General features: G+C 72.7%; 21 protein-coding genes. 10 read left to right on the top strand and 11 right to left on the bottom strand.

The annotated features are described in order from the left end of the window. Positions 1–32 precede the first annotated feature (32 nt). Entirely contained in the window at positions 33–977 is a 945-nt protein-coding gene (locus ACFYU9_RS33190; RefSeq protein ID WP_389208693.1) for an NAD-dependent epimerase/dehydratase family protein, read from the top strand. Next, the gene (locus ACFYU9_RS33195) at positions 977–1,849 is read left to right on the top strand and encodes an aldo/keto reductase (protein ID WP_389208691.1); all 873 of its coding nucleotides are present in this window, start codon (positions 977–979) and stop codon (positions 1,847–1,849) included. The genes ACFYU9_RS33190 and ACFYU9_RS33195 overlap by 1 nt, the downstream gene beginning before the upstream one ends. 142 nt (positions 1,850–1,991) lie before the next feature. Here the strand turns inward: ACFYU9_RS33195 and ACFYU9_RS33200 are convergent, their stop codons facing one another. Next, the gene (locus tag ACFYU9_RS33200; protein ID WP_389208689.1) at positions 1,992–3,359 is read right to left on the bottom strand and encodes a cation:dicarboxylate symporter family transporter; all 1,368 of its coding nucleotides are present in this window, start codon (positions 3,357–3,359) and stop codon (positions 1,992–1,994) included. A gap of 183 nt (positions 3,360–3,542) precedes the next feature. Between ACFYU9_RS33200 and ACFYU9_RS33205 the strand changes: the two genes are divergently transcribed. The 3 genes from ACFYU9_RS33205 to ACFYU9_RS33215 all read left to right on the top strand — a co-directional run bounded on the left by ACFYU9_RS33205 (position 3,543) and on the right by ACFYU9_RS33215 (position 6,973). After that, positions 3,543–5,483, top strand: coding sequence for an ATP-binding protein (locus ACFYU9_RS33205; protein WP_389208687.1), 1,941 nt, complete (start codon positions 3,543–3,545; stop codon positions 5,481–5,483). A gap of 5 nt (positions 5,484–5,488) precedes the next feature. Then, positions 5,489–6,208, top strand: coding sequence for a response regulator (locus tag ACFYU9_RS33210; RefSeq protein ID WP_389209208.1), 720 nt, complete (start codon positions 5,489–5,491; stop codon positions 6,206–6,208). 156 nt (positions 6,209–6,364) lie between these two features. After that, complete coding sequence (locus tag ACFYU9_RS33215; protein ID WP_389209206.1) at positions 6,365–6,973, top strand: helix-turn-helix domain-containing protein; 609 nt, start codon at positions 6,365–6,367, stop codon at positions 6,971–6,973. Between the two features lie 10 nt (positions 6,974–6,983). On the opposite strand, the gene ACFYU9_RS33220 is transcribed toward ACFYU9_RS33215, so the two are convergent. Together ACFYU9_RS33220 and ACFYU9_RS33225 are read right to left on the bottom strand one after the other, a co-directional pair. Next, positions 6,984–7,724, bottom strand: coding sequence for an RICIN domain-containing protein (locus ACFYU9_RS33220; protein ID WP_389208685.1), 741 nt, complete (start codon positions 7,722–7,724; stop codon positions 6,984–6,986). A gap of 82 nt (positions 7,725–7,806) precedes the next feature. Next, the gene (locus ACFYU9_RS33225) at positions 7,807–8,832 is read right to left on the bottom strand and encodes a 6-phosphofructokinase (RefSeq protein WP_389208683.1); all 1,026 of its coding nucleotides are present in this window, start codon (positions 8,830–8,832) and stop codon (positions 7,807–7,809) included. A gap of 279 nt (positions 8,833–9,111) precedes the next feature. On the opposite strand from ACFYU9_RS33225, the gene pta reads away from it, so the two are divergent. The 3 genes from pta (at position 9,112) to pyk (ending at position 13,936) form a co-directional block, all read left to right on the top strand. Then, positions 9,112–11,193, top strand: coding sequence for a phosphate acetyltransferase (gene pta / locus ACFYU9_RS33230; protein ID WP_389208681.1), 2,082 nt, complete (start codon positions 9,112–9,114; stop codon positions 11,191–11,193). Continuing rightward, complete coding sequence (locus ACFYU9_RS33235) at positions 11,190–12,431, top strand: acetate kinase (RefSeq protein WP_389208679.1); 1,242 nt, start codon at positions 11,190–11,192, stop codon at positions 12,429–12,431. The genes pta and ACFYU9_RS33235 overlap by 4 nt, the downstream gene beginning before the upstream one ends. Before the next feature lie 74 nt (positions 12,432–12,505). Then, the gene (gene pyk / locus ACFYU9_RS33240) at positions 12,506–13,936 is read left to right on the top strand and encodes a pyruvate kinase (protein ID WP_389208677.1); all 1,431 of its coding nucleotides are present in this window, start codon (positions 12,506–12,508) and stop codon (positions 13,934–13,936) included. Positions 13,937–14,048: 112 nt separating this feature from the next. On the opposite strand, the gene ACFYU9_RS33245 is transcribed toward pyk, so the two are convergent. From ACFYU9_RS33245 to ACFYU9_RS33260, 4 genes are all read right to left on the bottom strand, one after another. Next, positions 14,049–15,359, bottom strand: a complete 1,311-nt coding sequence (locus ACFYU9_RS33245; RefSeq protein WP_389208676.1) for a hypothetical protein — start codon at positions 15,357–15,359, stop codon at positions 14,049–14,051. Then, positions 15,349–15,942, bottom strand: coding sequence for a DUF6114 domain-containing protein (locus ACFYU9_RS33250; RefSeq protein WP_389208674.1), 594 nt, complete (start codon positions 15,940–15,942; stop codon positions 15,349–15,351). Before ACFYU9_RS33250 ends, ACFYU9_RS33245 begins: the two co-directional genes overlap by 11 nt. A gap of 128 nt (positions 15,943–16,070) precedes the next feature. Beyond that, positions 16,071–16,733, bottom strand: a complete 663-nt coding sequence (locus ACFYU9_RS33255) for a DUF6230 family protein (protein ID WP_389208672.1) — start codon at positions 16,731–16,733, stop codon at positions 16,071–16,073. Positions 16,734–17,325: 592 nt separating this feature from the next. Beyond that, the gene (locus ACFYU9_RS33260) at positions 17,326–18,297 is read right to left on the bottom strand and encodes a tetratricopeptide repeat protein (RefSeq protein ID WP_389208670.1); all 972 of its coding nucleotides are present in this window, start codon (positions 18,295–18,297) and stop codon (positions 17,326–17,328) included. A 281-nt stretch (positions 18,298–18,578) separates the two neighbouring features. On the opposite strand from ACFYU9_RS33260, the gene ACFYU9_RS33265 reads away from it, so the two are divergent. After that, on the top strand, positions 18,579–19,205 hold the full coding sequence (locus tag ACFYU9_RS33265; RefSeq protein ID WP_389209203.1) for a TetR/AcrR family transcriptional regulator: 627 nt from the start codon (positions 18,579–18,581) through the stop codon (positions 19,203–19,205). Positions 19,206–19,275: 70 nt separating this feature from the next. Here the strand turns inward: ACFYU9_RS33265 and ACFYU9_RS33270 are convergent, their stop codons facing one another. The 4 genes from ACFYU9_RS33270 to ACFYU9_RS33285 all read right to left on the bottom strand — a co-directional run bounded on the left by ACFYU9_RS33270 (position 19,276) and on the right by ACFYU9_RS33285 (position 23,306). Further along, positions 19,276–20,976, bottom strand: coding sequence for a methylmalonyl-CoA mutase (locus tag ACFYU9_RS33270; protein ID WP_389208668.1), 1,701 nt, complete (start codon positions 20,974–20,976; stop codon positions 19,276–19,278). A gap of 70 nt (positions 20,977–21,046) precedes the next feature. After that, entirely contained in the window at positions 21,047–21,379 is a 333-nt protein-coding gene (locus ACFYU9_RS33275; RefSeq protein WP_389208666.1) for a DUF3817 domain-containing protein, read from the bottom strand. 99 nt (positions 21,380–21,478) lie between these two features. Next, positions 21,479–21,988, bottom strand: coding sequence for a MarR family winged helix-turn-helix transcriptional regulator (locus ACFYU9_RS33280; protein WP_389208664.1), 510 nt, complete (start codon positions 21,986–21,988; stop codon positions 21,479–21,481). Between the two features lie 31 nt (positions 21,989–22,019). Continuing rightward, a complete protein-coding gene (locus ACFYU9_RS33285) occupies positions 22,020–23,306 on the bottom strand; it encodes an MFS transporter (RefSeq protein ID WP_389208663.1) in 1,287 nt (428 codons plus the stop codon). 81 nt (positions 23,307–23,387) lie between these two features. Between ACFYU9_RS33285 and ACFYU9_RS33290 the strand changes: the two genes are divergently transcribed. Then, entirely contained in the window at positions 23,388–24,386 is a 999-nt protein-coding gene (locus tag ACFYU9_RS33290) for a DUF5937 family protein (protein WP_389208661.1), read from the top strand. Positions 24,387–24,447 lie beyond the last annotated feature (61 nt).

Raw genomic sequence — 24,447 nt, forward strand, 5'->3', positions numbered from 1 at the left:
AGACAGCGAGCGCCCAACGTAACACTAGAGGCATGGAGATTCTGGTCATCGGCGGCAACCGCTATTTCGGAAAGCGTCTGACAACGCGTCTGCTCGACGCGGGACATCACGTCACGGTACTCAACCGCGGTTCCTCCCCGGCGCCGGAGGGAACGCGCTTCCTGGTCGCCGACCGCGACGACGAGGCCGCCCTGGAAAAGGCGCTCGCCGGGCGGACATTCGACGTCGTGGTCGACCAGGTCTGCTACACCCCGCGTCAGGCGGACATCGCCCGGCGGGTATTCGCGGGGCGGACCCGGCGTTATGTGATGACGTCGACGGTGGAGGTGTACGAGTACGAGGACTCCGCGGCCCCGGTCACCGAGGACGCCCTCGACCTGGCCACCGTCACCGTGGACCTCGGACTGCCGTGGCAGGAGCCGGAGTTCCTTCAGGCGCACTACGGGGAGGGCAAGCGGCAGGCCGAGGCGGTGTTCGCGGCGGCCGCGGCGGAGTCCGGCTTCCCGTGGGCCTCGGTGCGGGTCGCGCACGTCCTCGGCGGGGCCGACGACTTCACGGGCCGGGTGGCGCACTACGCGGACCGCATCCGGGCCGGCGCGCCCGTCGCCGTACCGCGGACGAACCGCCCGGCGACCTATGTGTACGTGGAGGAGATCGCCGCGTTCCTCGCCTGGGCGGCGACCGGTACGGAATTCACCGGGCCGGTGAACGCGCATTCCCACGGGCCACTGACGACGGCGGACATCTGCGCCGAGATCGAGGACCTGGTGGGCGGACGGACCGTATTCCAGGAAGTGGAGGTCGGGGAAGTGTCGCCGTTCTCCTTCGCCCGCTCCTACGGCATGGACAATTCCCGGGCGGAACGGCTCGGACATACCTTCTCGCATTCCCGTGAATGGCTCCGGAAGGCCCTCTCCGAAACCCTTTCCGAGACTCTTTCCGATACCCCTTCCGACTCTCTTTCCATGGAGGGCTGATGCTGTACCGCACGCTCGGCGACCGCATCGCCGTCAGCGCCGTCGGACTCGGCGCCATGCCCCTGTCGATCGAGGGGCACCCGGACGAGGCCCGCGCCCTCGCCACCGTCCACGCCGCCCTGGACGCCGGCGTGACCCTGCTCGACACGGCCGACTCGTACCACCCGCCGGGCGGCGAGCCGGGCGAGAACGAACGCCTGGTCGCCCGCGCCCTCGCCGGCCGGGACGACGTCCTCGTCGCCACCAAGGGCGGGCGGGGCCGCAGCGCGGACGGCGGCTGGACGGTCGACGGCCGCCCGGAGCACCTGCGGCGGGCGGCCGAGGACTCGGCGCTGCGGCTGGGCGGCGGGGCGATCGGCCTGTACCAGCTGCACAAGCCGGACCCGGCCGTCCCGTACGCCGAATCCCTCGGCGCGATACGGGAGCTGGTCGACGCGGGCACGGTCCGCCTGGCCGGGATCTCCAACGTGGACCGCGAGCAGATCCTGCTGGCCCGCGAGATCCTGGGCGACGCGCTGGTCTGCGTACAGAACCGGTACTCGCCGGCCGTCCGCGACAGCGAGCCCGAACTCCGCCTCTGCGCGGGACTCGGCCTGGCGTTCCTGCCGTGGAGCCCGCTCGGCGGCATCTCGCGCAGCTCGCTGGACGGACCGTCCGGCCGGCAGGCCGATCCGCGGTTCGCCGCCTTCCACCGGGTGGCCGCGGCCCGCGGCGTCAGCCCGCAGCGGGTGGCGCTCGCCTGGCTGCTGGCCCGGCCGGGCGGGCACGTGCTGCCGATCCCGGGCGCGAGCCGCCCGGAGACCGCCCGGGATTCGGCCCTCGCCGTCGAACTGACGCTGAGCGAAGAGGAGTTGGCTGAACTCGGCGACTGACGGCGACGGAACGCCCCCGGCCGCGCGGCTCGCGCGACCGGGGGCGTTCCGCACCGGGACCCGGATCCGGCTCAAGGCCCGGGGCCCGGGGGCGGAAAGGGCGGAGACGGCACAGAGGGCCGGGAGCGTGGGGACGGCCGGGTCAGACTCCGGCCCGGGCCTTCTCCTCGCCCTCGCCCGCCGGCCGCTGGTCCGGTACGGCCGAGGGCGCGCCGTGGCCGTCGTCGACGAGCGTGGTCTCGTCGAAGGGGACGCGGCCGGCGAGCACCTCGGTGACGCGGGCCTTGTCGATCTCCTTGGTCCAGGTGCCGACGAGGACGGTGGCGACGGCGTTGCCCGCGAAGTTCGTCAGGGCGCGGGCCTCGCTCATGAAGCGGTCGATGCCGACGATCAGGCCGACGCCGTCGACGAGTTCGGGGCGGTGGGACTGCAGGCCGCCCGCGAGGGTCGCGAGCCCGGCGCCCGTCACGCCCGCCGCACCCTTCGAGGCGATGATCATGAAGAGGAGGAGGGAGATCTGCTCGCCGAGCGCCAGCGGCTTGCCCATCGCCTCGGCGACGAACAGCGAGGACATCGTCAGATAGATCGCGGTGCCGTCGAGGTTGAAGGAGTAGCCGGTCGGGACGGTGATGCCGACCACCGGCTTGCTGACGCCCAGGTGCTCCATCTTGGCGATGAGCCGCGGCAGCGCCGACTCGGACGACGAGGTCGACAGGATCAGCAGGAACTCGCGGCCGAGGTACTTCAGCAGGGCCAGGATGTTCACGCCCGCCACGAGCCGCAGCAGCGCGCCGAGCACCAGGAAGACGAAGAGCGCGCAGGTGACGTAGAAGCCGATCATGATGACGGCGAGCGACTTCAGGGCCGCGGTGCCGGTGGCGCCGACGACGGCGGCCATCGCGCCGAAGGCGCCGACCGGGGCCGCCCACATGATCATGGCGAGGATACGGAAGACGAGCTTCTGGATGTGCCCGATGCCGCGCAGCACCGGCTCGCCGGCCTTGCCCATGGCCTGGAGCGCGAAGCCCGCGAGCAGGGCGACGAGGAGCGTCTGCAGGACCTCGCCCTCGGTGAAGGCGGAGACCATGGTCTTCGGGATGATGCCGAGGAGGAAGTCGGCGGTGCCCTCGCTCGCGCCCGCCGCCTGCTTGGCGCCGGCGGCGGCCAGGTCCTTGGTGAGGTGGAGGCCGGAGCCGGGCTCCAGGAGGTTGCCGACGACGAGGCCGATGGCGAGCGCGACGGTCGACATCACGAGGAAGTAGCCGAGGGCGAGGCCGCCGACCGCGCCGACCTTGGCGGCCTTGCGCACCGAGCCGACGCCGAGCACGATCGTGCAGAAGATGATCGGCGAGATCATCATCTTGATGAGGCTCACGAAGCCGGCGCCGAGCGGCTTCAGCTCCACGGCGAAGCCGGGCGCCAGGAAGCCGACGGCGATGCCGAGCAGGACGGCGCCGATCACGGCCAGGTACAGATAGTGGGTGCGGTCCCGTCGGGCGACTGCGGCCACGGGGTCCTCCTCGTGCTCTGGGGGTGTCCACGTCCCGGTGGACCTCCGCGACTATCCACCAGCCTGTGACCGGGGTCACGCTTGCGTACGTTTCGTTCACGGCCGAACGGATATCGGCGATCGGCATAACGATTCGGGCCGCCCGGTACGAGGGAGCAAATCGGGCGGGGCACACTGGCACGCATGCGCCTCCCCCTCCCCCGGCCCCGCAGCCTCGCAGGTCAGCTCTTCGCCATGCAGGTCGTGCTCGTGGCCGTCGTCGTCGCGGGATGCGCCGTCTTCGCGTACGTGACGGACCGCGCCCAGGCCGAGGAGACGGCGCGCCGCCAGTCGACGGCGACCGCGACGGCCGTCGCCGCCTCGCCCTCGGTGGTGGCGGCGGCGCGCGCGGCGCGGACGGTGAACCCGACCACCGCGCTCCAGCCGTACGCGGAGGAGCTGCGCCGGCGGACCGGCGTCACCTTCGTCGTGATCATGGCGCCGGACGGCACCCGCTGGACGCATCCGGAGCCGGAGCAGATCGGCCGCGGCTATCTGGGCCACATCGCGCCCGCCCTGCGCGGCGAGACCTTCTCCGAGACGCACCTGGGCGTGCTCGGACCCTCGGTGCGCACGGTCGCGCCGGTGCGGGACGCGGGCGACCACGGGCGGGTGATCGCACTGGTCAGCGCGGGCATCACGATCGAGCGGATCAGCGAGCAGGTACGGGAGCAGGTGACCGCGCTGCTCGGCATGGCGGGCGCGGCGCTCGCGCTCGGCGGCGCCGGCACGTACGTGATCAACGCGCGGCTGCGGCGGACGACCAAGGGGATGAACGCGACGGAGCTGAGCCGGTTGCACGACTACCACGAGGCCGCGCTGCACGCGGTGCGCGAGGGCCTGGTGATGCTGGACGGGCAGCGGCGGATCGCGCTGATCAACGACGGGGCGCGGGAGCTGCTCGGGCTCGCCGACGACGCCGTGGGCCGCTCGGCGGCGGAGCTCGGGCTGCCGGCGCCGCTCACGGGCGCGCTCCTCGCGTCGGAGCCGCGCGTGGACGAGCTGCATCTGACGGACGAGCGGGTGCTCGTGGTCAGCACCCGGCCGGTGGTGGGCGGCGAGCGCCGGGGCACCGTGGTCACCCTCCGGGACCGCACCGAACTCCAGGCACTGTCGGGCGAGTTGGACTCGGAGCGCGGCTTCACGGAGGCGCTGCGCTCACAGGCCCACGAGGCCGCCAACCGCCTCCACACCGTCGTCTCGCTCATCGAACTCGGCCGGGTCGAGGAGGCGGTCGGCTTCGCCACCGCCGAACTGGAGCTGGCCCAGGCGCTGACCGACCGGGTGGTGAGCGCGGTCGGCGAGCCGGTGCTCGCCGCCCTGCTGCTCGGCAAGGCGGCGCAGGCCAACGAGCGGGGCGTGGAACTGATCCTCACCGAGGACAGCCGCATCGACGACGGCGTCCTGCCGGTGTCGATGCCGGCCCGCGACCTGGTGACGATCCTCGGCAACCTCGTCGACAACGCGGTGGAGGCGGCGGGCGGCGGGCCGGGGGCGACCGGGGGGCCGGGGGCGCGCGACGGACTGGCCTCGGACGGGCCGGTGGCGGACGGCGGACCCGGGGCGCGCGACGGACTGGCCTCGGACGGCGAGCCGGTGGCGGACGGTGGAACGGTGACGCACGACGGACCGGCCCCGGGAGGCGGGCCCGTCGCGAGCCGCGGCAGCGTCCCCGCGCCCCGTACACCCGCCACACCCGCCACACCCGCCACACCCAGCGCACCCGCACCGGCGCCCGCACCCGCGCCCGGTCGCCCCGGTCACGAGCCCGGTTCGCTCGGTGACGCCGTCGGGCCGACCGCCCCGCGCAGTGGGCGGGTCACCGTGACCGCGCTCGCCGAGGGCGGCGAGCTGCTGCTGCGCGTCGGCGACAACGGGCCCGGCGTGCGGCCCGAGGACCGCGCCGCCGTGCTGGACCGCGGCTGGTCCACGCGGGGCCCGGGCCGCGGGCTCGGCCTGGCGCTCGTGCAGCAGGCCGTGACCCGGGCGTCGGGGAGCCTCACGCTGGCCGCGTCCCCGCTGGGCGGCGCGGAGTTCACCGTCCGGCTGCCCCTGGACCGTACCGCCGAGGAGGTTCTCGTATGAGCGACATGAAGACGCGGCCCGGCATCCGGGTGCTCGTCGTCGAGGACGACCCGGTCGCCGCCGACGCGCACGCGCTGTACGCGGGCCGGGTCGCCGGATTCACGGTGGTCGGGGTGGCGCACTCGCGGGCCGAGGCCGTGCGGGTGCTGGACCGGGTGCCGGTGGACCTGATCCTGCTCGACCTCTACCTCCCGGACGGGCACGGGCTCCAGCTGCTGCGGGCGCTGCGCGCGGCCGGGCACGCCGCCGACGTGATCGCGGTGACCTCGGCGCGCGACCTGGCGATCGTGCGCGAGGGCGTGTCGCTGGGCGTCGTGCAGTACGTGCTCAAGCCCTTCACGTTCGCCACGCTGCGCGACCGGCTCGCCCGGTACGCGGAGTTCCGCGCGGCGGCCGGGGAGGCGTCCGGGCAGGACGAGGTGGACCGGGCGCTGGCGACGCTGCGCGCCCCGCAGCCCGCCGCGCTGCCCAAGGGCCTGAGCGGGCCGACGCTGGAGGCGGTGACCCGCTCGCTGCGGGCGGCGGGCGACGGGCTCACGGCGGCGGAGGCGGGCGCGGCCGTCGGGATCTCGCGGATCACCGCGCGCCGCTATCTGGAGCACCTGGTGACGGCGGGCCGCGCGACGCGGGCCCCGCAGTACGGGCAGATCGGGCGGCCCGAGCTGCAGTACCGCTGGCTCGGGGCGGCGGCCACGGCGACAGAAAGATCCACTCGCGGTCACTGACACGTTACTGATCGGTTCCCACGTTCCTACGACCATCAGCGTTGGGTGAACGCACCGTAGCCAGCGGTCACCCTGCGCTCCTACCGTGGCGGGGTGCACCAACCCTCTCCACCCTTCAACGCCCTCGCCGCGCGCCGTCTGCGCGAGGGTCTCGGCATGCAGCACGGCCACGTCGCCTACGGTCTGCGCGCCCAGTACGGCCTCCTCGTCACCCCCGAGACGGTCATGGCCTGGGAGCGCGGCCGGATCGCTCCCACCTCCCAGGAGCTGACCGCGCTCGCCGGGGTGCTGTGGTGTTCTCCGGCCGAGCTGCTCGCCGCGGCGACGACCCTGCGCGAGCACCGGATGGCCCGCGCGCTCGCCCCCGAGGACCTGGCCCGCCGGCTGGGCCTGGACCCGGCCGCGTACGTGCGGATGGAGGAGTCCGGGCAGTGGCGCGGCAACGAGCGGCAGACCGCCGCCCTCGCCGAGGCGCTGGGGCTCGGGCCGCGCGCGCTGCTCACCGCGACCGGCGGCGACGAGAAGCTGGCCGCGCTGCTGCGGGACGGGGCGACGACACGCTGGCAGGCGTACGTGAAGCCGGTCGTGAAGCTGCTTCCGCTGCCGAAGCGGACGGTGGAGAACGCGCTGCAGCGGCTGCACGCCGACTACCACGCCCGGATGGCGGCGACGAGCAGCTGGGGCGCGTCGGGGGCGACGGGCGACGAGGGCCGCACGTACCTCGACGGGATCATGGACCACTTCTGGGCCGCGGTGGGGCAGTAGCCACTGCGGCTCAGGGCCGCACGCGGTCGAAGCCGAACAGCTGGCCGCGGGCGTCCGGGCGGCAGGGCGCCTGGGCGAGCGAGGCCCATGGCGCGTTCGGGTCGCCGACGACGGTGACGCAGCCGGGGCCGGACCCGGGGGCGATGCCCGAGCCTGGGCCGGACCCGGGGCCGGGAGGTTCGGTGTCCACCGGGCGGATGCGGTAGCCGGCGACGGGGCTGCCGTAGGGCTCCAGGGCGAAGCGTTCGACGCGGGCGGGGTCGCCGCACTCGGTGTCCGTGAGCGCGGCGCCGGATATCCGGGCGGCGGCGCGGATCCCGACGCAGCCGGGGCCGCGGTCGGGACGGTCCGTGACGATCCGCCAGTGTCCGGCCCCGAGCCCGTTCAGCGCGTAGGCCGGCCCGTCGCCGTCGGCGCAGTCCCGCTGGTAGACCTGCCCGTTCCCGCCGTCCCGCCGCTCGCCGAGGCAGAGGCCGGAGCCGACGACCCGGATCCGTACCGGGCCGTCCGCGGGCGCCGTGAGCACCGGGTGGCGCTCGCCGGTGTGCGGGGCGCCGTCGCGCACGACGGCGACCACGCTGACGGTCGCGAGGACGAGGCCGGTCAGGGCGATGCCGGCGACGAGGGCGCGGCGCAGCCGGGAGCGGGGGCCGGGCTGCTCCTCGCCGGCGGCGTCCTCGGTGCCGCCGGCGGCCGGATCGCAGCCGGGCCAGACGAGCGGGCCCTCCTCCGGCTCGTCCCCCGTGGTCATGCCTGCCGCCCCTTCGCCGCGAACACAGGGCCCCAGCCTTGTGGATCGCGGCGCCGGGCTCAAGCCCGGATTTCGGCCCGGCTCAGAAGACCGACTCGGCCTCGCGCATCCGGTCCGCCGGCACGGTCTTCAGCTGGGTGATCGCCTCGGCCAGCGGCACCATCCGCACGTCCGTGCCGCGCAGCGCCGTCATGTTGCCGAAGTCTCCGCGGTGCACGGCCTCCACGGCGTGCCAGCCGAAGCGGGTGGCGAGGACGCGGTCGTACGCGGTCGGGGTGCCGCCGCGCTGGACGTGGCCGAGGATGACGGGCCGGGCCTCCTTGCCGAGGCGGCGCTCCAGCTCGTAGGCGAGGGCGGTGCCGATGCCCTGGAAGCGCTCGTGGCCGAACTGGTCGATCTCGCCCTTGCCGTAGTCCATGGTGCCCTCGGCGGGGTGGGCGCCCTCGGCGACGCAGACGACGGCGAACTTCTTGCCGCGCGCGAAGCGCTCCTCCACCATCTTGACCAGGTCGGCCGGGTCGAAGGGGCGCTCGGGCAGGCAGATGCCGTGGGCGCCGGCGGCCATGCCGGACTCCAGGGCGATCCAGCCGGCGTGCCGGCCCATCACCTCGACGACCATGACGCGCTGGTGGGACTCGGCGGTGGTCTTGAGCCGGTCCATGGCCTCGGTGGCGACGCCGACGGCGGTGTCGAAGCCGAAGGTGCGGTCGGTGGAGGAGATGTCGTTGTCGATGGTCTTGGGCACGCCGACGACGGGCACGCCGGCCTCGGAGAGCATGCGGGCGGCGGTGAGCGTGCCCTCGCCGCCGATCGGGACGAGCGCGTCGAAGCCGCTCTTCTCGACGATCTCCTTGACGTTGTCGCAGGCGGCGCGGAAGCGGGCGCGCTCCAGACGGGAGGAGCCGAGGATGGTGCCGCCGCGGGCGAGGATGCCGCTGACGGCTTCCAGGTCGAGGCGGCGGTAGCGCCCGTCGAGCAGGCCCGCGTAGCCGTCCTCGAAGCCGATGACCTCGTCGCCGTAGTGCGTCACGGCCCGGTGCACGATCGACCGGATCACCGCGTTCAGGCCGGGACAGTCGCCGCCCGCTGTCAGAACTCCGATGCGCATCGTGCTGGGTCTCCTGCTCGGTAGTGGTACGTGTGAGCCGCGTCGATTCTCACACGGTCGGCGGTGCGAGCGCGCTCACGGCCGCTCCGCGCGTCCGGCGCGCGGAGGCCTCCGGCGGGCCTCGGGGGCCTTTGGTCCCGGGCTTCCGGGCCCTTCGTCCAGCGGGCGTCGTATCGAGCCGCAGGGGTATTGTCAAGAGGGCATTGCCGCCCTATCGGTGGGTTTTACACACACAGGGTTGACATCAAGCCCGTAGGAATTCGGACAGGAGACCACGGCGTGACGCGCAGCGTGTACGTGACCGGGATCGACCGCGGAGACGGCCGGCAGGTCGTCGAGCTGGGAGTCATGGAGCTCCTGACCCGCCAGGTGGACCGCGTGGGGGTGTTCCGGCCGCTGGTGCACCACCGCCCCGACCGCCTCTTCGACCTGCTGCGCGCCCGCTACCGGCTCACCCAGGACCCCGCCACCGTCTACGGCATGGACTACCACGAGGCGTCCGCGCTGCTGGCCGAACGCGGCACCGACGAGCTGGTCTCCGTCCTGGTCGAGCGCTTCCACGCGGTCGCCCGCGCGTACGAGGTCGTGCTCATCCTGGGCACCGACTTCGCCGCCACCCAGCTGCCGGACGAGCTGGCGCTGAACGCCCGGCTGGCCAACGAGTTCGGCGCCTCGGTCATACCGGTGGTCGGCGGCAAGGGCCAGCCCGCCGAGTCCGTACGGGCCGAGGCCCGCAACGCGTTCCGCGCCTACGACGGGCTCGGCTGCGACGTGCTCGCGATGGTGGTCAACCGGGTCGCCGGCGAGGACCGGGCCGCGATCGCCGAGCGGCTCGCCGCCCGGCTGCCGGTGCCCTGCTACGTCCTGCCCGACGAGCCCGCCCTCGCCGCGCCGACCGTCGCCCAGATCACCCAGGCGCTCGGCGCCTCCGTCGTCCTCGGCGACGACGCCGGGCTCGCCCGGGACGCCCTCGACTTCGTCTTCGGCGGCGCGATGCTGCCGAACTTCCTCAACGCGCTGACCCCGGGCTGTCTCGTGGTCACCCCCGGGGACCGGGCCGACCTGGTCGTCGGCGCGCTCGCCGCGCACTCGGCCGGCACCCCGCCGATCGCCGGCGTGCTGCTCACCCTGAACGAGCGGCCCAGCGACGCGATCCTCACGCTGGCCGCGAAGCTCGCGCCCGGCACCCCGGTCATCTCGGTGCCCGGCAACAGCTTCCCCACCGCCGCCGAACTCTTCTCCCTGGAGGGGAAGCTGAACGCGGCGACCCCGCGCAAGGCGGAGACCGCCCTCGGCCTCTTCGAGCGCCACGTCGACACCGCCGACCTGCTGCGCCGGCTCTCGGTGGCCCGCAGCGGCCGGGTCACCCCGATGATGTTCGAGCACGAGCTCCTGGAGCAGGCCCGGGCCGACCGGCGCCGGGTGGTGCTGCCGGAGGGCACCGAGGAGCGGGTGCTGCGCGCCGCCGACGTGCTGCTGCGCCGCGACGTCTGCGACCTCACCCTGCTCGGCGACGTCGAGGCCATCCGCAAGAAGGCCGCCGACCTGGGCGTGAGCCTCGGCGACACGCAGCTGATCGACCCGCAGACCTCCGAGCTGCGCGACGCCTTCGCCGAGAAGTACGCGCGGCTGCGCGCCCACAAGGGCGTGACGGTGGAGCTCGCGTACGACGTGGTCTCGGACGTGAACTACTTCGGCACGCTGATGGTCGAGGAGGGCCTGGCCGACGGCATGGTGTCCGGCTCGGTGCACTCCACGGCCGCGACGATCCGCCCGGCCTTCGAGATCATCAAGACCAAGCCGGACGCGCGGATCGTGTCGTCGGTCTTCTTCATGCTGCTGGCCGACAAGGTGCTCGTGTACGGCGACTGCGCGGTCAACCCGGACCCGAACGCCGAGCAGCTCGCCGACATCGCCGTGCAGTCCGCGGCCACCGCCGCCCGCTTCGGCGTCGAGCCGCGCATCGCGATGCTGTCGTACTCCACCGGCACCTCCGGCTCCGGCGCCGACGTCGACAAGGTGCGCGAGGCGACCAAGCTGGTCCGCGAGAGCCGGCCGGAGCTGATGATCGAGGGACCGATCCAGTACGACGCGGCCGTCGAGCCGTCCGTGGCGGCGACCAAGCTGCCCGGCTCGGAGGTGGCCGGCCAGGCGACCGTGCTGGTCTTCCCGGACCTCAACACCGGCAACAACACCTACAAGGCCGTGCAGCGCTCGGCCGGCGCGATCGCCGTCGGCCCGGTGCTCCAGGGCCTGCGCAAGCCCGTGAACGACCTCTCGCGCGGCGCGCTCGTCAGCGACATCGTCAACACCGTCGCCATCACGGCGATCCAGTCCCAGGGTCAGGAGCACTCCGCATGACCGCCACCGCCCCCACCCGCGTCCTGGTCCTCAACTCCGGCTCCTCGTCGGTGAAGTACCAGCTCCTCGACATGCGGGACAGCAGCCGGCTCGCGGTCGGCCTGGTCGAGCGGATCGGCGAGGAGACCTCGCGCCTGGTCCACACCCCGCTGCTCGGCGGCGGCGGGGAGAAGCGCGAGAAGAACGGTCCGATCGCCGACCACGCGGCCGCGCTGAAGGCCGTCGCCGAGGAGCTGGCCGCCGACGGCATCGGCCTCGACTCCCCCGGACTCGCCGCGATCGGCCACCGGGTGGTGCACGGCGGGCTGCGGTTCACCGCGCCGACCGTCATCGACGACGAGGTGCTCGCCGAGATCGAGCGCCTGGTGCCGGTGGCCCCGCTGCACAACCCGGCGAACCTCACCGGCATCCGTACGGCCATGTCGCTGCGCCCCGACCTGCCGCAGGTCGCCGTCTTCGACACCGCCTTCCACACCACGATGCCGGAGTCGGCGGCGCGCTACGCGATCGACGTGGAGACGGCGGACGCGCACCGGATCAGGCGCTACGGCTTCCACGGCACCTCGCACGCGTACGTCTCCCGGGAGACGGCGCGGCTGCTCGGCAAGACGCCCGAGGAGGTGAACGTGATCGTGCTGCACCTGGGCAACGGGGCCTCCGCCTCGGCGGTGCGGGGCGGCCGGTGCGTCGACACCTCGATGGGTCTGACCCCGCTGGAGGGCCTGGTCATGGGCACCCGCTCCGGCGACATCGACCCGGCGGTCACCTTCCACCTCAAGCGGGTGGCGGGCATGTCGGCGGACGACATCGACGAGCTGCTCAACAAGCGGTCGGGCCTCGTCGGGCTGTGCGGCGACAACGACATGCGGGAGATCCGGCGCCGGATCGACGCGGGCGACCAGCGCGCGGCGCTCGCCTTCGACATCTACGTGCACCGGCTGAAGAAGTACATCGGCGCCTACTACGCGGTGCTCGGCCGGGTGGACGCGGTGGTGTTCACGGCGGGCGTCGGCGAGAACGCGGCCCCGGTGCGCGAGGCCGCCATCGCCGGTCTGGAGGAGCTGGGCCTCGCCGTGGACGCCGGGCTCAACGCCGTACGGTCCGACGAGGCCCGGATCGTCTCGCCGGAGTACGCGCGGGTCGCGGTGGCGGTCGTCCCGACCGACGAGGAGCTGGAGATCGCCCGGCAGAGCTACGCACTTGTGAGCGGATCCACGCCCGAAGGAGTGAACGCCTGAGCGGGGCCCCGCCCATTTGTACTTTCCACCAGACGGAATATTCCGCCGCGAAACAAACCGATAGGATCCGCCTCATGCGCCGTTCCAAAATCGTCTGCACGCTGGGCCCCGCCGTCGACTCCTATGAGCAGCTGAAGGCTCTCATCGAGGCCGGCATGAACGTGGCCCGATTCAACATGAGCCACGGGACCCAGGCAGAACACCAGGAGCGGTACGACCGTCTCCGCCGGGCGGTGGCGGACACCGGCCGTGCCGTCGGCGTCCTGGCCGACCTGCAGGGCCCCAAGATCCGTCTGGAGACCTTCGCGGAGGGTCCCGTCGAGCTGGTGCGCGGTGACGAGTTCACCATCACCACCGAGGACGTCCCCGGCGACAAGTCCATCTGCGGCACCACCTACAAGGGCCTGCCCGGCGACGTCTCCAAGGGCGACCAGGTCCTCATCAACGACGGCAACGTCGAGCTGCGCGTCGTCGCGGTCGAGGGCCCGCGGGTGCGGACGATCGTCGTCGAGGGCGGTGTCATCTCCGACCACAAGGGCATCAACCTGCCCGGCGCGGCCGTCAACGTGCCGGCCCTGTCCGAGAAGGACGTCGAGGACCTCCGCTTCGCGCTGCGCATGGGCTGCGACATGGTCGCCCTGTCCTTCGTCCGCGACGCCGCCGACGTCAAGGACGTCCACAAGGTGATGGACGAGGAGGGCCGCCGGGTCCCCGTCATCGCCAAGGTGGAGAAGCCGCAGGCGGTCGAGAACATGGCCGAGGTCGTCGCCGCCTTCGACGCCGTCATGGTGGCCCGCGGCGACCTCGCCGTGGAGTACCCGCTGGAGCGCGTCCCGATGGTGCAGAAGCGCCTCGTCGAGATGTGCCGCCGCAACGCCAAGCCGGTCATCGTCGCCACCCAGATGATGGAGTCGATGATCACCAACTCCCGGCCGACCCGCGCCGAGGCGAGCGACGTCGCCAACGCGATCCTGGACGGCGCGGACGCGGTCATGCTCTCCGCCGAGTCCTCGGTGGGCGCCTACCCGATCGAGACCGTGAAGACGATGTCGAAGATCGTCACCGCGGCCGAGGAGGAGCTGCTGTCCAAGGGCCTGCAGCCGCTGGTCCCGGGCAAGAAGCCGCGCACCCAGGGCGGTTCGGTCGCCCGCGCGGCCTGCGAGATCGCCGACTTCCTGGGCGGCAAGGCGCTGGTGGCCTTCACCCAGTCCGGCGACACCGCCCGCCGGCTGTCGCGCTACCGCGCGTCCCAGCCGATCCTGGCCTTCACGACGGACGAGAACACCCGCAACCAGCTCACCCTGAGCTGGGGCGTCGAGTCCTTCCTGGTGCCGTTCGTGGACAACACCGACGCCATGGTCGACCTGGTCGACGGCGAGCTGCTCAAGCTGCAGCGCTACAACCAGGGCGACACCATGGTCGTCACCGCCGGCTCGCCCCCCGGCGTCCCCGGCACCACGAACATGGTCCGGGTGCACCACCTGGGCGGCGCCGAGAGCGCCTGACGCGCCCGGCACCCCGGCACACGACGGAGCCCCCGTCCCTCCTCGGAGGGGCGGGGGCTCCGTCGTGTGCGGCTCCCGGAAGGGTCTCGCGGGTCTTGTCGCGGTACGGGGCTCAGCTCGGCTCGATCGTGTTGTGCAGGCCGGGCACCGTGAGCGTGCCGCCGAACTGGCCGGCCTGCTTCACCGTGCAGCTGGTGAAGATGGCCCACGGCACGTCGAGCGGCGGCGGCGTCTCGGGGCTGAAGGTGACCGGGATGAGGCCGAAGAGATTGCCCTTCAGCTCCTCCGTGTACATGGTCACCGTGCCGTTGCGCAGCGTCGACATCGAGCCGGGCCTGGAGCGGACGTGGCCGGTCAGGCCGTCGGAGTGGACGGTCAGCTGGTGCAGGTTGGTGATGTCGATCTGGTCCGCGGTGAACTTCAGGACCTTCTTGATCTTTCCGCTGCCCGTCTTCACCTCGACGATGCCGTGGTACTTCAGGCCGCGCAGCTCCAGCTTGCTGGTCTGGAGGATCCACGGGTCGTCCGGGAGCAGCGGCATGCCCTGCTCCAGGTCGGCCGCGGCGAGCGCCTTCGGGTCGGGCTCGGGGCACGGGAAGCGCGGCTTGGCACCGTCCGGGATGGCGGTGTCCGGCTTGGCGTCGCGGCCCTTGGCGGAGTCGGCCAGTTCGCTGGTGGTGGCACCGGCCGTGGCGGCGGCGGCCTTGATGGCGTCCTTGGTCTTGTCGGCCGCGTCGCCGGCCGGCTTGTCCGCGGTCGTGCCGCTCGCCGGCTTGTCCGTGCCTGCGCCGCCGGCCGGCGTGTCGGCCGTCGGCCCGGGATTCGGGGCCGTCGAGGACGTCGGCTTCGGCGCGGCCGTGGTGGCGGTCGGCTTGGGCGCGGGGTCCTGGGTCTTCGCCGGGATCCCGAGGATGTCCTTGAGCGCGTCGCCGACGCCCAGCGGGTCGAGCGGGTTGGCCGACTTGGTGGCGGTCGGCTTCGGCGCGGTGGTGGCCGTGGCCTTCGGCGCGGGCGCGTCGGTCTGCTTCTGCGTCGTCGCGGCGGTGGTGGCCCCCGTGGTCGCGGTCGCGGTCGGCGTGGGCCCGGTGCTCGTGGAGGGGTCCGGCGCCGGCGCGTCGGTCGCGGTGGCGCTCGCGGTCGGCGTCGGGGTCTGCGTCTCGGCGGGCTTGGTCGTCGCGTCGGCGGTCGGCTCGTCGGAGCGGGTCACGCACGGGCCGGGGGCGAACGGGATGTCCGTGCCGTTGGTGTCGGCGAGGGCGAGCCGGGGTGCCAGGCCCATGCCCACGAGCACGGCGGTGGGCATGGCCGCGAGGGCCATCGCCTTTCCGGCCGGCACGTGGAGCTTGTTCAGGAGGGACTTGCGGGGGGCCGCGTGACGCGGTCCTCTCGCCGTCCCTGCCGACTGTGTTTCGTCACCCCGCACTGTTCCTCCCGCCGTTGGCTTCGGTCGTGGTCTCGGCCACCGGCGCCGCGGCACCCTGCTGGGGGATCAGCGGCTGCGTCATGCCGGTCGTGCCGTCGTGCAGGTGGTGCTCGGCCGGTTCGGCCGTCGCGGCCACGGCCACGGGCTGTTCCCCGGCCGTCTCCGCGTCCGGCTCCCCGTCGGTCTCCGCCGCCGGGTCGGCCGGTGCCCAGGACACGGACATGCCGCCGCCGACGAGGGCGAAGAGGAAGCCGACGACCAGGCCGCCGAAGTTCGAGACGGGGATGGAGATGAGCCCGAGCACGATCGCCGCGACGCCCGCGAAGACTCTGACCATGGGCTGGAACCACATCGTCAGTCCGAGCGTGATGAGCAGGACGCCGATGATCAGCGCACCGGCGCCGGCCGTCGTCGACATGGCCAGCGTGACGTTGCCGAGCCGCATGTCGCCGTACGGCAGGTAGGCGATCGGCACTCCGCCGATCATGGTGAACAGGCCCGCCCAGAACGGCCGCGTCTGCCGCCAGACACGGAACCGGTTCTCCTTGCGAACTCCGCTGGAAGCAGTGGTCTCGGCGCTCATGGAAACAGCTCCCTGAAAGCGGTGGTACTGAGAAAGAGGTGAGAAGCGGGCTTCTGACCCGGGGAGCGGGTGCGGGGCCGCACCGGCGGCCCCACACCCCAGGCGTCAGTCCGTCACGGACCTTCGCGTCAGAAGCACTCGGCCTTGCCGCGGTGCAGCGACAGGTCGAGGTCGGGCAGCTTGAAGGTGCCGGCGGTGGTCGCCCACGCCGTCTGCTGCACCTTGCTCAGCTTCGCGGTGTCGGCGCGCTGGGCGAAGCCGTACGGGTTGGCCTTGGCCTCGGTGCCGGGCTGGATGCCGGGCTTGCCGGGGGCCTTGGCCAGGTTGCCGGCCGCGACGCCGATGTCGATGTTGCCGAACTCGGCGTCGGTCTTCAGCGAGGAGACATCCAGGTAGATGTTCTTCGCGTAGACCTTCTTCGCGTCGTCACCGGCACCCGCGGTACCGGCCTTCAGCACCAGCGTCACGTCGCCGACGAACGGAACGTTCGGCGTCACGACGGACTGGCACATGTTGGTGATCCATGCCTCCGAGAAGCCGGACACGGCGACCGGGGCGGCGAAGTCCTTGCCCGCCAGGTCCTTGCCGCCGTCCACGCTTCCGTACTGCACGAAGTCATTGCCGACGAGGCTGTCGGCGGTCACCTTGAACTCCTGGCCGGAGATGCTGAAGGACGCGGCGAGCGCGCCCTGGGCCAGGCCGACACCGATGGCGGCCGTCGCGGCCACGCTCGGCACCATGACGACGGCGAACCGCTTCCATCTGGTCCCGCCACGAACCTGGGACTTCATGAGAATTCCTCCTTCTCGGACGTACATCTCCGGATGGGCCCAGGGCCCGTCCTGGGATGGGAGAAGTGCTACGTCCTCGGGAAGGAGAGCGCCGAGGGCTCAGGCGGCACGACGCGCGTCCGAATCACCGGCGATCACCCCCGAGCGACAACCACTGGCCACGCCGTGCGCGCGGCCGGATTGGACAGGCCCTGCCGGTCAGAGCAGGAACCCCCCTGTCCACGGCCGGCGGCGGGGCCACCGGCCCGCTCGGTGGGGACCCTCCGCCGCGCCGTTCGGCGGGTGTGCCGGGCTGGTGCGGTGTCGGACCGAGCGTGGCCGATCGTGGTCCATTCCGGGCGCCCGCACAAGGGGGTTCGTTACTGGCTAGTAACGGCCTGATAACCACGAGACGACAGGCTGCCGCCGGGCGGGCACACAGGGTGCCGCCGGGTCGCACGACAAAGAAGGGGAAGGCCGGAGGAATCCGGACAGAATCACATGATCGATTTACTGCAAGTAACAGCGGCCGCGATTACCAAGTTTTGGTAAAGCGCGGCCGCCGAATGTCACTGTGTCGCCAAATCGTCCCCTTGCGGGGACGGCGTGCCGACTAGAACAGCGCGCTCGCCAGCGCCTGCCGGGCCGAGATCACCCGCGGGTCCTCCGGACCGATCACCTCGAAGAGCTCCAGGAGCCGCAGCCGGACCGCGTCCCGGTCCTCGCCGAACGTGCGGCGCACGGTGTCGACGAGCCGCCCGAAGGCGTCCGACACATGACCGCCCACCAGATCCAGGTCCGCGGCGGCGATCTGCGCCGCCACGTCGGCCGGGTTGTCCGCCGCGTTCCTGCGCACCTCGGCCGGGTCCATGTCCTGCACCCGCGCGAGCAGTTCGGCCTGGGCGAGACCGAGCTTGGCCTCCGGGTGCTCCGGGTCGTCCGCGAGCACGTTCTTGTACGCCTGGACCGCGCCGGCCATGTCACCGGCGTCGAGCGCGGACATCGCCGCTTCGAGCAGCGCGTCGTACGGGCCCGCCGGCACCGCGTCCGCGTCGCCGGCCGCGGCGTCCGCGCCGGCGTCGACCTGGAGGCCGGTGAGACCGAAGCGCTCCTCGCCGACCTGGATCAGCTGGTCGAGCGTCGCGCGGATCTGGGCCTCGGGCGCCGCGCCCTGGAAGAGCGGCAGGGCCTGGCCGGCGACGACCGCGAAAACGGCCGGAATTCCCTGGATGCCGAACTGCTGCATCAGCATCTGGTTGGCGTCGACGTCGACCTTGGCGAGCAGGAAGCGGCCGTTGTACTCGACGGCGAGGCGTTCCAGCAGCGGGCCGAGCTGCTTGCAGGGCTCGCACCACTCGGCCCAGAAGTCGATGACGACCGGGACCTCGGCGGAACGCTGGAGCACCTCGCGCTCGAAGCCCGCCTCATCGACGTCGATCACCAGGGCGGAAGGGGTGACGGCCGGCGCACCGCCGTGCCGCGCCGCCTCGGCGCGCGCCTGCTCCGCCTTCGCCTTGGCCTCACCGGCCGCCTTCACCGCGGCGAGGTCGACGACGCCGCTCATGGACATGTTTCTGGGCTGCATGGGTCCATCCTCCCCCTTCCGCGCGCGTAACCGGTAAGTCATGGCCGAACCGTGCCGTCCGGGGCGGGACGGCACGGCATGTGTGTTCGTGTGCGCCGGGTCCCCACCCGGCGCGGTGGTCGTCGCGAGGTGACCGGCGCGTGCCGGGCAGCCTTTCGCTACGCGTCGTAGCGTAAGGGGCGAGCCCGGGGCGCCGCAGCGGGATCGCGGGTGAACTGCCTCACATCACCGCCCCCTGGCGCAATACCTACTGACGGGTATGGTCGTCGTCCATGTCCCCCATGTGTCGCCGCACCAGCCCTCAGAGCCGCACCGGACGCCCGCGTTCCGCCGAGGCCGGCACGGCCATCCTGGAGGCGACCCGGGCGGCCCTGGTGGACCTCGGCTGGTCCAAGCTGACCATGGGCGACGTCGCCACCCGCGCCGGGGTCGCCAAGACCACGCTCTACCGCCGCTGGGGCAACAAGAACGAACTCGTCGTCGACGCCGTCGCCGTCCTCTTCGACGAACTCGAACTCCCCGATCTCGGTTCCCTCCAGGCCGACATCGAACACGTCGTGCTGCAGTTCGCCGCGCTCCTCGAACGCCCCGAGACCAAGACCGCCCTGATGGCCGTGGTCGCCGAGTCCACCCGCGACGAGCCGCTGCGCGAGCGCATCCGCACCTCCATCGTCGAACGCCAGAAGCGCCTCGTCCTCCAGGGCCGCCGGCGCGCCCAGGAGCGCGGCGAACTCCCCTCGGAGCGCGAGCCGGCGACCGTGGCCGCGCTCGACGACCTGATCTTCGACGTGGTCGCCGGCGCCGTGGTGCACCGCGCCCTGGTCAGCGCCGAGCCGGTCGACGGGCCCTGGGCGGCCCGTCTCTCCGCCCTGCTGCTCGGCGGCCTGGGCGCGGCGGCCGAGACGTAGAGCGCGGACGGGAACGCGCGAAGCGGCGGTACGGGAGTTCCCGTACCGCCGCTTCGTGTGTGGCGATGCGTCAGAAGCCGGCCGGCTCCGTGTAGAGGCCCCACTCGCCGCGCAGCACGTCGCAGATCTCGCCGAGCGTGGCCTCGGCCCGTACGGCGTCGAGCATCGGCGGGATCATGTTGGACCCGTCGCGCGCCGCCGCCAGCATGGCGTCGAGCGAGGCGCGCACCCGGGACTCGTCGCGCTTGCCCTTGCGGTCGCCGAGGACGCGGACCTGCTCCCACTCGACCTCGTGGCTGACCCGCAGGATCTCCAGGTCGCCGGTGACCGAGCCGTGGTGCACGTTGACGCCGACGACCTTCTTCTCGCCCTTCTCCAGGGCCTGCTGGTAGCGGAAGGCGGACTCGGCGATCTCGCCGGTGAACCAGCCGTCCTCGATGCCGCGCAGGATGCCGGAGGTGATCGGGCCGATCGGGTGCTTGCCGTCCGGGTGGGCGCGCAGACCGCGCTCCTTGATCTGCTCGAAGATCTTCTCGGCGTCGGCCTCGATCCGGTCGGTGAGCTGCTCGACGTACCAGGCGCCGCCCAGCGGGTCGGCCACGTTGGCCACGCCGGTCTCCTCCATCAGCACCTGCTGGGTGCGCAGCGCGATCTCGGCGGCCTGCTCGCTGGGGAGCGCGAGGGTCTCGTCGAGGGCGTTGGTGTGGAGGGAGTTGGTGCCGCCGAGGACGGCCGCGAGGGCCTCGACCGCGGTCCGCACGACGTTGTTGTACGGCTGCTGCGCGGTGAGCGAGACACCGGCGGTCTGGGTGTGGAAGCGGAGCCACTGCGCCTTGTCGGTCTTGGCGCCGTAGACCTCCTTCATCCAGCGGGCCCAGATCCGGCGGGCGGCGCGGAACTTGGCGATCTCCTCGAAGAAGTCGAGGTGCGCGTCGAAGAAGAAGGACAGGCCGGGCGCGAAGACGTCGACGTCGAGGCCGCGGGAGAGGCCGAGTTCGACGTAGCCGAAGCCGTCGGCGAGGGTGTACGCGAGCTCCTGCGCGGCCGTCGCACCGGCCTCGCGGATGTGGTAGCCGGAGACCGAGAGCGGCTTGTACGCGGGGATGCCGGCCGCGCAGTGCTCCATCAGGTCGCCGATCAGGCGCAGGTGCGGCTCCGGCGGGAAGAGCCACTCCTTCTGCGCGATGTACTCCTTGAAGATGTCGGTCTGCAGGGTGCCGTTGAGGACGGCCGGGTCGACGCCCTGCCGCTCGGCGGCGACCAGGTACATGCAGAAGACCGGGACGGCCGGGCCGGAGATCGTCATCGAGGTGGTGACGTCGCCGAGCGGGATGTCCTTGAAGAGGACCTCCATGTCGGCGGCGGAGTCGATGGCGACACCGCAGTGGCCGACCTCGCCGAGCGAGCGCGGGTCGTCGGAGTCGCGGCCCATCAGGGTCGGCATGTCGAAGGCGACCGAGAGCCCGCCGCCGCCGGCGGCGAGGATCATCTTGTAGCGCTCGTTGGTCTGCTCGGCGTTGCCGAAGCCGGCGAACTGGCGGATGGTCCAGGTGCGGCCCCGGTAGCCGGTCGGGTGCAGACCGCGGGTGTAGGGGTACTCGCCCGGCCAGCCGATGCGCTCGAACCCCTCGTAGGTGTCCCCGGGGCGCGGGCCGTAGACCGGCTCCACGGTGTCGCCGGAGAGCGTGGTGAAGTCGGCGTCGCGCTTGCGGGCCTTGTCGTAACGGGCCTGCCAGCGACGGCGGCCTTCCTCGATGGCGTCAGCGTCCATGCTTCAAATTTACTAGGACGTCCTAGTAAATGTCGATGGCAAAGCCCCGCACATATGTGCGGGGCTTCGGTCAGGCCTTGACGGGCTGCGCCTGCGCGCCGCTGACCAGCGGAAGCGTCTCGGCGACGACCTTGCGCTCGACGAAGAACGCGGCCGTCGGAATCGTGCCGGAGATCAGGACCCAGATCAGCTTGCCGAACGGCCACTTGGCCTTGGAGCCCAGGTCGAAGGCGAAGATCAGGTACACGATGTAGAGGACGCCGTGGATCTGGGAGACCACGAGGGTCAGGTCCTCGCCGACGCCGAAGCCGTACTTGGCGACCATGCACGCGCAGAGGATGAGCAGCATGACGGCGGTCACGTAGGCCATGACGCGGTAGCGGGTCAGCACGCTGGATTTCATGCCGTCGAGACTAACGGCACGATCCGGGCGATCTTCGCGCGGGTCCGGCCCGGCCGGGAAGCGTGAAAGCGCCCGGTCGGAAGGCGTGACAGGGCCCGGTCAGGACTCGTCGAAGTCGCCCGCCGCGACCCGCAGCGGCCGCAGCATCGCGAAGATCTCGGCGCACTCCTCGGTGTCGTACGCGCCGAGGCCGAACTCCATCGCCATCAGGTCCCGGGTGGCCGACTCCACGACCTCGCGGCCCTTGTCCGTGATGGAGGCGAGGGTGCCGCGGCCGTCGTTGGGGTTGGGGCGCTTGGCCACCAGGCCGGAGCGCACCAGGCGGTCCACCGTGTTCGTCACGGACGTGGGGTGGACCATCAGCCGCTCGCCGATCTTGGACATCGGCAGTTCGCCGGCCTTGGAGAAGGTCAGCAGCACCAGCGCCTCGTACCGGGCGAAGGTCAGCCCGTACGGCTTGACCACGGCGTCCACCTCGGCCAGCAGGATCTGGTGGGCGCGCATGATCGAGGTGATCGCGGCCATCGAGGGGACCGGGCCCCAGCGCTTCTGCCAGAGTTCGTCGGCGCGGGCGATGGGGTCGAAGGGGAGACTGAGCGGCTTCGGCACGCGTCGACCTTACCCATGGGTCATCTGGCGGTCAGCCGCGTCTCGCCTTTCGGTCGCCCGGCCCTCGCCCGGCCGTCGCCCTGACCTCCAGAACCAGCCAGCCGAGCACCACCGTGCCGAGGACGCCGGCCCCGGCGACGACGGCGTGCACGGGGGCGAACTCGGCGGCGACGCCCGCGCCCGCCATGCCGGCGCCCTGCGCGGTCATCATGCCCGCGCTCATCAGCGTCATCGCCCGCCCCCGCCGCCCGTCCGGCACGGCGGCGACGAACCAGGCGTCGAGCCCCAGGGTGTACGCGCCGGTCGCGCCGGCCAGGAAGAGCGCGACGGCCGCGAGCGCGAGGCCCGGCCCGGCCGCGTACAGCAGGAACGGCAGCAGCCCGGTCGCCGCGAGCGGCAGCACGATCCGCGCCCGCGCCCCGGCGCCCAGGAACGCCCCGGCGGCCAGCTCGCCCGCGATCGTGCCGACGGGCAGCGCGCACATCAGCAGCCCGAGGGCGGCGGTGGAGACGCCGATCTCGTCGGCGTAGGGCGCGGCGAGCGCCTCGGGCACGACGGCGAACAGCGGCGGCAGCCAGAACATCAGCAGCAGTGCCCGGATCCGCCGGTCGCGCAGCAGGCCGAAGGTCCCGCGCAGCCCCTTGCCGCCGGAGGCGCCGCCCCGGGCCGGGCGGCGGGCGGTGCCGAGGCGCAGGAGCAGCGCGGAGGCGAGGAAGGTGAGGGCGGTGATGACGAGGGCGCCGCGCGGCCGGACGACGGTGAGCAGCAGGCCGCCGGCCGCGAAGCCGGTGAGCAGCGCGCTCTGCGACACGATCCGCAGGAGCGAGCGGCCGAGCACGAAGAGGTCGCCCTCGCCGAGGATGTCGGCGAGCGTCGCCATCCGGGTCCCGGTGAAGACGGGCGACACGACGGCGATCACGCCGCGCAGCGCCAAGAGCCCGGCGACCGGGGTGGCGGGCGCGACCATCAGGGCCACGCACCCGGCGCACACCAGGTCGCAGCCGACGAGCACCCGGCGCGGCGGATACCGGTCGGCGGCGCCGGCGAGCAGGGTGCCGCCGACGAGGTAGGGCAGGAAGCCGAGCGCGAAGGTGAGCGCGGACAGCAGCGGGGAGCGGGTGAGGTCGTACACGAGGACGGTGAGGGCGAGTTCGCTGACGACGACGCCGAGGAGCGAGCAGAGGTGGGCGGCGAAGACGGAGCGGAACTCGCGCACGGCGAAGACGGCGCCGTAGCCGGGGGCGGCCGGGGCCGGGGGCCCCTGGGCAGCGTCGGGCGCGGGCGCGCCCTCGCGCGCCCGGGTGTCGTTCGTGGGCATGACGGCAGCGTGCGGCCCGCCGGGGCCGCCGCCCTAGACTTTCGGCTCCAGCCGAATCACCGCCGTGGCTTTGGGGGTCTTGTGCCGTATCACCTGCACTTCGGCGAGGCCGATCCGCTGCGCATCCGGTTCGCGATCTCGCCGCTGTGGGAGACGCAGTGCGCGGTGCGGGTGCTGGCCCGGCCGCGCAAGCAGGGGTACCACCTGCCGTGGCTGCGGCGGATCACCGAGGCCGCGCGCGCGGTGGACCTGGCGCCGCTGCATCTGCTGATGCCGCAGCGGGGGCACAACCCGGACTGCCTCTATCCGCCGCCGATCGGGCCCGCGGCGACCTTCGAGGAGGAGCTCGCGGCCGTCCGGGAGACGGATCCGGCGCTCGCCCTGGACGACTTCCGGCGGGCGCTCGCCGAGACGCCGGGGGCGGCCGGGACACCGCACGGGCGGCGGATGCTCGCGGATCCGGCGGGGGCCCTGCAGTGGCTGGCGGATCTGGTCGAGGAGGCGTGGCGGGCACTGGTGGCGCCGGAGTGGCCGCGGCTGCGGGCGCTGCTCGAGGCGGACGTGGCGTACCACTCGCGGCGGCTCGCCGAGGTCGGTCTGGAGCGGCTGCTCGCCGAGCTGCATCCGGCGTTCGCGTGGACGGAGGAGACGTCGACGCTGACGGTGGACTACCGCGGGGAGCACGTACGGGCGCTCGACGGGCAGGGTCTCGTCCTGCTGCCGTCGGTCTTCACCTGGCCGGACGTGGTGAGCGGTTTCGATCCGCCGTGGCAGCCCACGGTCGCGTATCCGGCGCGGGGCATCGGCGGGCTGTGGACGGAGGCCCGCGAGCGCACGCCGGACGCGCTGGCGCGGCTGCTCGGCCGGGCCAGGGCGGAGGTGCTGTGCGCGCTCGACGAGCCGGCCGGGACCTCGGCGCTCGCGCACCGGCTCGGGCTCGCGCCCTCCTCCGTGTCGGCGCACCTGTCGGTGCTGCGCGCGGCCGGCCTGCTCGTCTCGCGGCGCTACGGTCACCAGGTGCTGTACGAGCGGACGCCGCTGGGGATCGCGCTCGCGGTGTCGCAGCCGGACCCTGACTGACCGTTATGTCACGATTGGCCCGACCTGTCACGTGCCATCGTCCCGTAGCCCGCTGTCGCCC

Source organism: Streptomyces sp. NPDC004327, assembly GCF_042873935.1.
GTDB lineage: Bacteria > Actinomycetota > Actinomycetes > Streptomycetales > Streptomycetaceae > Streptomyces.